Origin of the sequence: Nostoc sp. LEGE 12447, assembly GCF_015206985.1 — a bacterium.
GTDB lineage: Bacteria > Cyanobacteriota > Cyanobacteriia > Cyanobacteriales > Nostocaceae > Nostoc.
This window is the reverse complement of sequence record NZ_JADEXT010000032.1, coordinates 20,190-31,318: the sequence shown is the minus strand read 5'-3', so window position 1 is coordinate 31,318 and position 11,129 is coordinate 20,190. Positions and strand designations below refer to the sequence as shown.

The window sequence follows — 11,129 nt, the reverse complement described above, 5'->3', positions numbered from 1 at the left end:
CTGTATCAATAATGTAGAGCGTTTCTACAGCACTCGTTTGACAACTGGCGTAGCACGGGACACCAGTTGCGGAAAGTTTTGCCCTATCCCTCGTACAACTTCTTCACTGCCCCGTTGCGTTGCTAACTCCATTGAAACTGGAACCCAAAGACATTGGATGCCAATTTGCCAAAATTGTTTAGGGTATTCTCCCATACTCTGACTCCAAAACCTTCAACAATTTCTCTTCCACAGCCGTTAGATAAGGCCGATTCACCTTCCCCAACGACTGCAACAGACTTTTGACTGTCTCCTCCAGCGAATCGGAATACACCTGATTAATGCGATCGCAAATCACCCGCATCTGCTTACACTCGGCAGGCAGGTAATTGTAAGATTTGAGGTGCTGCAACCCAATGGCGTACTCGCCATCCCACATGCTCACAGTGCAACTGAACTCATTTGCTTGACTGACAATCCCCCAACAGCCACCCTTGCCTCTGAGTTCGGGGTTGTCCTTAGCAAGAATTTGGCAGACTTCGCCTAACTGGTAGGTGTTTGGTACTTTGGTTCTCTCCATTATTTTTTGCACAACGTCAGTGACGATCCTGGCACTGGGAACTTTACCGCCAGCCTCCTGTACTGCCCGTTGCCAAACTTTAACCTGCTGCTGGGGTTCTAGCTTTGCCAGAGGGCGCACTTGTCCTTCGTTAGTCGGCAGGATTCGTGAGAGGTTAGGTCGAGTTTTGTCTACTTCCTCGTTTTGGGAACAATTTGTTCTCATTTCATCCACTTCCCCATTTTGGGAACAATTTGTTCCCGTTTCATCCACTTCCTCGTTTTGGGAACAATTTGTTCCCGTTTCATCCACTTCTTCATTTTGGGAACAATTTGTTCCCGTCACTATGTTGTCAAATACTACGGAACCAGCTATTAGATAATTGACTCGGCGATGGGTGTATCCAAATCTATCACGACAATAATCCTCAAATGTGCGATGAGTGGATCTGTATAACCTGCGATCGCGCAACTGAGCCAATGCCTTGCCTGCCTCAAAAAATGCACGTTCCACCTTGCGTTCTAAATGCAAGCGATCGCTAATTTCCTGCTCGGTTAATTCTGAAACTTCGACGGCAGTAACGGTAATTGTTGCTGTAGCTGTGTCTTCTTCTTGAGCAAGATTATCTGGTGATGTGCTGTCAGTAGATGAAGAGATGGTGGATTTTTTGGGCTTTGAGGATGGTTTAGCCATGATTTCACCCTTCTTAAGGGTATTTGCTCAGGCTGGCTCACTCTCATTATGGCGGCACTCGTTCACGATCCGAATTAGAAACGATTTTAGGGGCTAAATATGCAGGGGTACTCAGCAGTGACGATTTTAGTGTTTACAATGGCTATCAAGTTGTTGCCCAACAGAAATGTTTAGCTCATCTACGCCGTCACTTCAAAAAGTTAATCTTAATTCCAGGTCTTCACAACCAAACTATTGGCGAAACGTTTGTTGATTTAATTGATGAAGCCTTTAAAAATTATGCACGATGGTTTGAGACTCTTGACTGCTTGAGTTATAACGATTGGGTCAATCAATTCAAATCCAAGTTGCAATCCTCTGTTGAACAATGGATTAATCTTGCAGGAGCAAAAGCCGGCCACCTTTTACGCTCTTTACGCGATAAAGCAAATCAATGGTGATATTTCCTTGATTACCCTGAAGTTCCTCCTGATAATAATCAGGACGAACGCTCACTTCGTTTGGCTGTGACAAAACGTAAAGTTAGTGGCGGCTCCCGTTCGATGGACAGATTTAAACACACTGCCCATTTATTGACAGTAGTGCAAACTTGTCGTCGTCAAGGCAGAGCTGTGATTGATTTTTTTGCACAAGCACTGCTGGCTAATTCTAATAGCTATCTGTCTCGCCCATCACTGCTTCCTAAATATTAGACCTGAATCCTTACAAAGTAACTAATGATTTCTTGTACTGAAAATAGTTAGATTCGTTAGACATCCTCGAATTCAAATTTAATTTCCTCACATTGCTGCTTCATCCATTCTGAAAATAGATGAGAAATAATTTTTAAATATAAAGTTTTATTTAATTTGTGTGTAATAATTTCCTCAACATTAATTAAATGTACTCCCTGAGAGCTAACAATTGGTTTCAGAAGCTGAGGTGGAGTTGCTGCAAATACAGCTGTTGATATTTCTGGTTTTAAATTTATGCGGCTCAGTATTCCCTTATATCCTCCACATCGGCGGATCTCATCATTCTGGATATATTGGCGGGCAACTTCAGGAAAACTAATCTCATCCTCTTGAATTGCATAAAACATTTCCATTGCCAGGTCTAAATCATCAAAAACAACTTCATACATGACTACTTGAGCATAATCAAAATGATGTTCAACAAAGAACTGTTCAACTTTGTCAGCGAATAAATGTTCTGCTAACTTTGAGGAGAGAACATTATAATAAACTAATTCTTCCAAATCATCTAAAGAAAGATCATGTTTTTGTAGCCAAGACCAAGTAGCTTCAGCATTCTCAAGCTTGTTCATCATTCGCAAGCTATCTGCGGCTTCTTGAAGTTCTTCTGTCTCAACTTTTATACCTGCTTCTTGGGCTGCATCTATAATAATCTTGCGACCAATAATACCCTCGACAATAGTAGGGAACTGGCAGGAAACTTTGATTTGGTAAATAATATCCTTTAGGGAAACAACAATAAATTCTGACATGAATTAGCCCCTTAGTAATAATTGATTTTCGGTTGACATTTTCTAAAGCTCTAAACCGCCTTTTTGTAACTTCTTAAATGGATCTAATACAAAGTCAATAATGCGACGCTCCCGAACAATTACCTCAGCAGTTGCCGTTTGACCTGGTGTTAATAAAATCCGTTTATTTTTAGTTTGGATATAAGTTTTTGGTAATTCAATTTCTAGTTCAAAATTTTCTACCTTGCCTTGGGCAGTCTCTACAACTTTAGAGTCTGGAGAAATCCAGCGAAGTTTGCCTTCAGTTACTCCATAATCTTGAAAAGGATAAGCATCAAATTTCAATTTTACAGGCATTCCTACCCGGAGAAAACCACTTTCTTGACTGGGCATTTCGGCTCTAAATATAAAAGGTACTCCTTGAGGTGCAATTTGAGTAATCATTTGTCCTGGTTGTACAACTGCTCCGGCATTATTTATAGATAACTGAAAAATTGTGCCATCAGTGGGAGTGCGAAGAGTTTGCTGTTGTACTTGAAATCGCAAAGACTGAATTTGTTTTTTGGTTTGGTTAATTTCTGATAGTACATCGACAACTTGAGATTGAAGTTCTTTGATTTGCTTTTGACTATCTAAAAGTGCAAGTTCACCTGTACGACTGATACGTTGATTGGTGCTTTGTTGCTTGGTAATTTCGGTAGTAGCTTGTTGGATATCTGATTGAGCTTGTTCTAGAAGGCCCTGGCGTTCAAACATAGCGCCTTCTATTTCTTCTAATTTACTTTTAGAAATAGCACCTTTTTGCCAAAGATATCGATAACGTTGTTTTTCATTATTAGCTAATTTCAGGCGATTTTTTTCTAAAATATATACTTGTTGACTGGAATTAAGCCGTTGCTGAATTTGGTCAAGTTGAGCAAGTTGCTCAGACTGTTGAGCTTGATTTTGTAATTGCTGAGTGCGTAAAGACATTGTGAGTTGATTTTTTAATAACTGAAGCTGATTTACGCGATTTTGTTGACCTTCTAGCTTGGACTGAGTTTGTTGTAGTTCAGTGCGAGTTAAATCAGACTCTAACTCCAGTAAAATTTGTCCGGCTTTGACAGTTTCTCCTTCTTTAACCTTGATGGCTACAACTTTTCCGGTAACAGGTGCATCCAATCTTACAGTTCTGCCTTGAGGTTCAAGTCGTCCTCTAGCACTACCTGTTTCGTCTACTTTAGATAGCATCGCCCAAGGTAAAACGATCGCAGTAAATATTACTAGCCAATATAGCAATCCACGTGTCCAAATTCGTGGCAATGTATCAATTAATTCTTTGGTTAAAGAAGACCAATCTTCACTGAGAGATATAGAAGATTTTGACTGAGGTTTTAAGTCCAGTTGACTACTAGGATAGTGGCCATTCTGACTCAATTGCTCTTGTGTCGGAAATTCGTTTGTCATTGTTAGTTATCTTATTAATGAGTGTTTATGTCTCCATTGACTAATCAAGGGACTTATATCCTCCAATTACGAATTAGTAATTAATTGGTCAGTTGTTGTTGATTGAGGTAGAAATAGTGACCTCGTTTAACCATTAATTGGTCGTGGGTACCACTTTCAACTAACAAGCCTTTGTCTAATACCAAAATTTTGTCAGCATTGCGTACTGTTGAAAGGCGATGTGCAATCACTACTGTTGTTCTATATTGGAGAATTGTGTTGAGATTAGTTTGAATGATGCGTTCAGATTCAGCGTCAAGACTACTGGTAGCTTCATCCAAAATTAGTAGTTGGGGATTTCCCACCAGGGCGCGGGCGATCGCTAATCGTTGTCTTTGTCCACCTGAAAGCGTTCCTCCTCCTTCACCAATAAGGGTTTCGTAGCCCATCGGTAGTTCCTTAATAAATTGATGTGCGCCTGCTTGTTCAGCGGCTTCTATGACTTCTTCTAAAGAGGCTTCAGGATGACCTAAGCTAATATTTTCCCGAATTGTACTGCCAAACAGAAAAGTATCTTGATCAACTACACCAATTTGCTGCCGGAGCGATCGCAGCGACAAGCTGGTGATATCATAGCCATCAATCAAAATCTTCCCTTCTGTGGGCGGATACAGCCCCAATATCAGCTTAGATATCGTTGTCTTTCCCGAACCACTGCGTCCGACAAGCGCGATCGTCTCTCCTGGTTGGACTTCAAAACTGATATTTTCTAAGGTGTTTATATCACTTTCTGAATGATAGCGGAAAGTAACTTTATCAAAGTGAATGTAACCGTTGATTTGTGGTAAAGATTGATGAGATTGGTGTTGTAAATCTTCTTCTGGTTCAGCATCAATCACATCATTAATTCGCTCAACAGCAATTAGTACTTCTTGCAACTCATTCCACAGCAGAATCAGCCGTTGAAAGGGATTAATCACGTTACCCAGTAACATATTAAAAGCAATCAGTTGCCCAATGGTGAGCTCGTTTTGAATCACTTGCCACGCCCCAAACCACAATAACACTGCCGTGACTACAGCTTCAATTCCAGAGCTAAATATTTGCAGTGTGTTGCCAATTACCTGCCCAGAAAAAGTCTTTTTCACTGACTTAGCAAAAAGTTCTTCCCAATGCCAGCGTACTGTTTGCTCAACAGCCATAGACTTAATCGTGCGGATGCCAGTAAGAGACTGAATCAAATACCCAGTTTCTTCATTATGTGCGCCAAAAATCTCGCGGGAAACACGTTGTAAAAAAGGTGTAGTAATCAGCGCTAACAATACAAATGGTGGCACAATTACCAGTGTCAACAATGCCATTTTCCAACTATACCAAAACATCAATCCTAAATAGACGAATACTGTTAGGAAATCGAGAAAGATAGATAGTGCTTCACCAGTTAAGAAACGTTGAATTTTGCGGTTTTCCTGGACGCGAGAAATAATATCGCCAACGTAACGGGACTCAAAATATTTTAGAGGTAAACGGAAAGTATGGCTAATAAAGCCCACAATCAAGGCTAGATCCACTCGATTAGCTGTGTGGTCTAAAAGGTATTGTCGTAGTCCAGTTATGGCAACTCTAAAAAGGCTAAATATGACCAAGCCTACACCTACAGCCGTTAATGTCAGTTCACTACGCTGGACAACTACTCGGTCTAACAATAGTTGTGTAAATAAAGGTGTGATTAGACCAAAAATTTGAATCAGGATGGAAGCTATGAATACTTCCAACAACACGAGCCAGTGAGGTTTAGTTAACTCAAAAAACTGCCAGAAAGGAGTGCTAGCTTCTTTTGTTTCCCTGAGTAAGGCTGTGGGTTGAAGTAATAAAGTATAGCCAGTCCAACCTGCTTTAAATTCTGTATGAGAGAGGGTACGCTGACCAATAGCAGGATCTCCCACGATAACGCGATCGCCTTTAACTTCATAGACGACAATATAATGTTGCCCTTCCCAATGCACAATAGCCGGGAGGCTTTGCTGGGCCAGTTTATCCAGGCTGGCTTTTACAGGTCGAGTCGAAAACCCGATGCTTTCTGCTGCGGCTGCTAAACCTCGCAGCGAAGACCCATTACGATCAACGTTGGCAACGTCCCGCAGGCAATTGACGCTAAAATGCTTACCCCAGTAAAGACCAACCATCACTAAGCAAGCCGCACCGCAATCAGATGCACTTTGCTGTTCAAAGAAAGGATAGCGTCGAGTGAGGCATTGCCATAGATGACCGATTTTTACGGTTGGGGTAGGGAAGTAGGCTTTATTAATTTTTTTCTGGAACTGGTTTTTTGGCTCAATAGTAGGTTGGGAGAAGATAACAGGCTCAGACACTGTAACTGGCTGGTTGTTAGCATCGAGTTCAGCCAGTTGTGGTAAATATTGCAGTGCTGTTTCCCAATGCGAACGGCTGAGGCTGTATAGTTGCGTTGGTTGAGTTACCTGCCAACCACGTTCTTGAGGTAACTGAGACAAAGCGTAAATATTGCCAGCAGTGAGTTTAAGTCCTGATGTGTGCAGTAGTTCGCCGCGACGCAGTATCCAAAATTGCTGGTCTTTGAGTAAAGAAGATGGAAGTTTGTTAATTTGGAGATTGTGCTGCTCTAGTAATGGTTGGATTTGCATGACACCTTCGTAAGCAGCATTATTCAGCGCGGCATTTTGGCGAAATAGCAGCAGTAAATCCCAAAGTAGAGCTTGATGGTGAAGATGCTGCCCAATGGAAGGATATTTGCGAATGAGCGATCGCAAACAATTTCCTGGAATATAACCAACTTTGAGATTTACCGAAGCCCTGGCAGCATAAGGTTGAAATTGTTCTTCTGGAAATAGCGTTAGTTCGCTGAATGATGTTCCCGTACCCAGAGAGGCGATTAAATTATCGGTGCGATCGAGCAATCTAACTTTACCTGCCAGAATTATATAAATGCCAACGCTTGCGTCTGCTGTCTGCCAGAAAAGTTTGCCTGCACTTGGTTGGAGAATTTCAATTTGTTTGATGCAGTCTGAAAATTCCTGTTGTGTAAGAGTCTGACCCAAAGTTTGGGCAAGCTGTTGAGTGGAAAATTCTGTTTTGTTCTGAACCATAATTTCCTGGGAATTTAACGGCAGAATTAGTTACTTGTCTTAGCGAAATTCAATGACCAGCGAAAATCCGGTTCTGGGTTTGGTAGAAGATTGCCAATAGTAATCTGAGAATTTTTTGCTTTATCAGTTTCTTTCTCAGAAGTTTTGCATATCTGGCGAGTTGAAAGTCCCATTTCTTTGAGCAAGCGGTTAATGTGGCAAGCGCTAACTTTCATCCCCATCTCTTTTGTTAGATGCTTGCTTAACCATTGTCCTGTCCAGCGTTCAAATGCATAGCCATACTCACGCGGACTATGGCTTGCCAGTTCTTGCAAACGGGTCAGATATTGCTCATTTACAGCCTTGGGACGACCCATCGGGCGATCGCTCCAATGGTGAGCTTGGCCTGTTTGGGCCACAGTCATCCAGTGCCGTGCCGTCTCCTGAGAGCATCCTAAAGTTTCACAAATTTGAGTCTGAGATTGACCTGAATCTGCCAACAACATAATTTCAATCCGACGACGATATTCTGGACGTAAATCTGTTTCCAAACTCTTGAGCAAGAGCTTATGCTGGAAAGTTGTTAAGTATAGACCTTGCTTGTCCACAGCAATTCCTCCTGGTATAACTTGGAATGCCCAGATAGAAATTAATCTGGATAATTCCTGAGAACCTCTGTTACTTCTCTGAATCAAAACTCCGGGTATTCCACATCTCGTTACAAAGCTTTACAATATTCGGATGAACGGTCACAAGTATTGCTTTTCAGGCTTTAGTGGTGTGACAAACTAAAAACAGCACCATCTATAACAAAAAACATAGCTTCAGTTTGAAATTAGATGATTAGCAGTAGTAACGCGCTACTGTACTGTAATTTTTCAGATAAAAGTACTTTTATTTTTAAATATTAAATATTTGAATAATTAAAACACAACTCATGGAATTATGCATAAATAAGAAAGGTTTAAGTCTTGAAATCATTTATAAAAACTCATATCTTTGAGTTGAGATTAATAGGTCAAGTTAATCTCAGTCAAACGATTTATTAAGGAAAAAGAAAAAATGGCACAGATCAAAATACTAGATTTAGATAATGCTTGTTCACTATCTGAATTAAGCTGCGAGGACATAAATATTGTTAAAGGAGGACAAGCAGCTACATTGTTACGTACTAGAAATCCCTTAGATGCTGCCCGTACATATTTGGTTGTTCTGCGTAGAACAGAAAATAGACGGCGAGCTAGGGCGGCTTCTTTATCTACTTGAGATTAGATACCAAATGAAGTCTGAGCGTTAGTATCATAACTGTGTTGTTTAGTGCCTTTGAGATAGGTATTAGATGATAGAAAATTCCTGAATTGAACTTGATTTAGTTTCGGCGGATTAATCAATCTGTGTAAATATATTTTGTTAATTCATCAAGAAATAAAGATTTTACCTGCATTTGCTAATGATGCAGGTAGAGTTTTTTGTTTGTAGCTGTAAATGCAGAAAACAATGTTTGACTTTAGAAACAAAACACTCTTACTTATGCATCAAAAATAAGCTTTTACCTCTTGAAATTATTTATAAAAACTCATATCTTTGAGATGAGGTTAATAAGTCAAACTTAATCTCAACCAAACAATTGTATTAAGGAGAGCGAAAACATGGCACAGATAAAGGTACTAGATTTAAACAATGTTTACTCATTATCTGAATTGAGTTCTGAAGACACAAAACAAATCATTGGAGGAACAATACGGGAATACCGTAATGGCAGATGGTACTACAGGCAAGTAACGGAATCCAGTGGATGGTGGATATTTACAAGCACTAAAACTAAAGCTTTATCTACTCTAGATTAGATGAAAGTTAAAGCTTATTTTTAGCCATACAAATGTGTTATTTGATGCCTTTTGTATAAGCATTAAATGATACAAAATCCTCTGAAATAAACTTGCTTTAGTTTCAGAGGATTTAATCAATTCATACGAAATAAAGCATATCGATTGTTTTCATTCAATATCCAAATTTATGGTAGGCACAGTAACAACTCAAGGCGATCGGATCGTTAAGGCAAACATTGCACGTCAGTTTTTTGGTCTTGACGGTAAAGGAATTAAAGTTGGCATCATCTCAGATAGTTTTAATTCGCTTTCTGGATTAAGTGAAAATGTTAAAAGTGGAGATTTGCCTGGAAAAGCGAATCCATTTGGATATCAGCAACCTGTCAACATCCTTGCAGACACTAATGAGCCACTACTAGATGAAGGTAGGGCATTAGGTCAGATAGTTCACGATATAGCACCAGGAGCAGAGCTATTTTTTCATACCTTTGCTGAAGAGAACCAAGACGGCCTCTTTGCAGATGAAGAAACTTTTGCCAAAGCAGTTTCTACCCTTGTTGCTGCCGGGGTCGATATAATCGTTGAAGACGCTATAGTTCTTGCTTCTCTTCTACAAGACGGTAAAGCAGCTAAGGCTATCGAAGCAGCTATCGATCGCGGCGTAGTAGTTGTCTCTGCGGCTGGTAATAATGGGGGAATTTCATACGAAAGCGTATTTCGCCCAGGCGCTGAGTTTGAGCTTGAAGATTTTCAATTTCAAGCCCACGATTTTGATCCCACCGATGGTGTAGATTTCTTTCAGAACATCAATCTCCCAAAGGGGAATACACTGATCAACCCTCTTTTGGGATGGGACGATCCGATTGGGGAAATCAAAACCGAGTATGTCCAGTTTTTAGTGAATACGCCTGAATTGCCGAACTTAGGCAATATTGTCGCAGTTTCACAGGTGATTAGCGAGTCTGCTATAGATGTTCCCCTTCAAGCACTTGGGTATGTTCCCCAAAAGGATGAACAACTTTTCTTTGTAATTGCCAAGGTTGGTGATGATGTATCCGAGAAACCAACTTTTATCAAATGGGTTAGTGACGCTAATGGAGCAGACCGCACAATTGACTATGAATATGTAGACGAAGATGCCAATAATAGATCGGTTTACGGACACAGTAATGCACCCAGATCCATTACCGTTGGTGCCACGAATATCAAAAAACCTACAGAAATCAGGGATTATTCAAGCCAGGGAGGATCTCCCATTTGGCTGGATTCTGATGGCAATAGGTTGGCCAATCCCATCCTCAGAAATAAACCAGAAATCTATGCCCCAGACGGCGTTGCAACCAATTTCCCAATTGATTCTTCGTTTGCTGAATTTTTTGGTACTTCAGCATCCGCACCTCACGTAGCAGGTATAGTCGCGCTGATGCTAGATCGAGCCGATGGAAATCTGACTCCTGAAGAGATTCGTACTAAAGTCCAAAATACTGCGCTTTCTATAGGAAAAGGTTCAGGGCTTGTACAGGCAGATCGGGCTGTTACAGAAGCATTCGTTTCAGAAAAGATCGGGTCTGACTTTACCGATTTTCTCTACGGGACAGATTCTGCTGACAATCTTTATGGAAACAAAGGTGCTGATATTCTAATTGGGCGAGGAGGGCAAGACTATTTAGTAGGAGGAGAAGGGAAAGACATTTTATTAGGAGGTAACGGCAATGATGTCCTCGATGGCGGTAAAGGCAACGATATACTTATCGGTGAAAAAGGAGCCGATCGTTTTGTACTGCGATCGCTTTATGGACAAGATAAAATACTTGACTATCGTCATGGAGAGGACTTTTTCATCTTAGAGGATCTAACATTTGAGCAACTCACAGTTACGCAAGGCAGTTTTAGCACTTCAATTCAGGTTACAAATACACAAGAGAGACTAGCAGAACTTATTGGAATACAAGCTAGCACCATTGGGGTGGACAACTTTATAGCGTTGGCATAGCAAAAAAGGGTTGGCTTTGGAGGTTGGACTCGACGCGAAGAAATTGATGTGGCGATCGCAGTCCTTCAGCAAGGTAAAGTAA

Annotated in this window: 9 protein-coding genes and 1 pseudogene; 4 read left to right on the top strand and 6 right to left on the bottom strand. The window is 40.7% G+C overall.

The annotated features are described in order from the left end of the window. Positions 1–24: 24 nt before the first annotated feature. Together IQ274_RS25890 and IQ274_RS36755 are read right to left on the bottom strand one after the other, a co-directional pair. The gene (locus IQ274_RS25890) at positions 25–195 is read right to left on the bottom strand and encodes a hypothetical protein (protein ID WP_194143897.1); all 171 of its coding nucleotides are present in this window, start codon (positions 193–195) and stop codon (positions 25–27) included. Further along, positions 179–1,231 (bottom strand): hypothetical protein, encoded by a 1,053-nt coding sequence (locus tag IQ274_RS36755; protein ID WP_228058370.1) that lies wholly within the window; start codon positions 1,229–1,231, stop codon positions 179–181. The genes IQ274_RS25890 and IQ274_RS36755 overlap by 17 nt, the downstream gene beginning before the upstream one ends. Positions 1,232–1,287: 56 nt before the next feature. Here IQ274_RS36755 and IQ274_RS25880 point away from each other — a divergent pair. Continuing rightward, positions 1,288–1,923 (top strand): annotated as a pseudogene (locus tag IQ274_RS25880) (IS66 family transposase); the annotation flags it as partial. A gap of 56 nt (positions 1,924–1,979) precedes the next feature. Here IQ274_RS25880 and IQ274_RS25875 read toward each other — a convergent pair. From IQ274_RS25875 to IQ274_RS25860, 4 genes are all read right to left on the bottom strand, one after another. Further along, positions 1,980–2,717: a peptidylprolyl isomerase gene (locus IQ274_RS25875; RefSeq protein WP_194143896.1), complete on the bottom strand. Its 738-nt coding sequence runs from the start codon at positions 2,715–2,717 to the stop codon at positions 1,980–1,982. A 42-nt stretch (positions 2,718–2,759) separates the two neighbouring features. Continuing rightward, on the bottom strand, positions 2,760–4,142 hold the full coding sequence (locus tag IQ274_RS25870; RefSeq protein ID WP_194143895.1) for an HlyD family efflux transporter periplasmic adaptor subunit: 1,383 nt from the start codon (positions 4,140–4,142) through the stop codon (positions 2,760–2,762). Between the two features lie 80 nt (positions 4,143–4,222). Further along, a complete protein-coding gene (locus IQ274_RS25865) occupies positions 4,223–7,246 on the bottom strand; it encodes a peptidase domain-containing ABC transporter (protein WP_194143894.1) in 3,024 nt (1,007 codons plus the stop codon). Positions 7,247–7,272: 26 nt separating this feature from the next. Continuing rightward, the gene (locus tag IQ274_RS25860; protein ID WP_194143928.1) at positions 7,273–7,875 is read right to left on the bottom strand and encodes a helix-turn-helix domain-containing protein; all 603 of its coding nucleotides are present in this window, start codon (positions 7,873–7,875) and stop codon (positions 7,273–7,275) included. A gap of 412 nt (positions 7,876–8,287) precedes the next feature. On the opposite strand from IQ274_RS25860, the gene IQ274_RS25855 reads away from it, so the two are divergent. The 3 genes from IQ274_RS25855 to IQ274_RS25845 all read left to right on the top strand — a co-directional run bounded on the left by IQ274_RS25855 (position 8,288) and on the right by IQ274_RS25845 (position 11,047). After that, on the top strand, positions 8,288–8,491 hold the full coding sequence (locus tag IQ274_RS25855) for a hypothetical protein (protein WP_194143893.1): 204 nt from the start codon (positions 8,288–8,290) through the stop codon (positions 8,489–8,491). A gap of 383 nt (positions 8,492–8,874) precedes the next feature. Next, the gene (locus IQ274_RS25850) at positions 8,875–9,072 is read left to right on the top strand and encodes a hypothetical protein (RefSeq protein ID WP_194143892.1); all 198 of its coding nucleotides are present in this window, start codon (positions 8,875–8,877) and stop codon (positions 9,070–9,072) included. A gap of 169 nt (positions 9,073–9,241) precedes the next feature. Then, positions 9,242–11,047: a S8 family serine peptidase gene (locus IQ274_RS25845; protein WP_194143891.1), complete on the top strand. Its 1,806-nt coding sequence runs from the start codon at positions 9,242–9,244 to the stop codon at positions 11,045–11,047. The last annotated feature ends 82 nt before the right edge of the window (positions 11,048–11,129 follow it).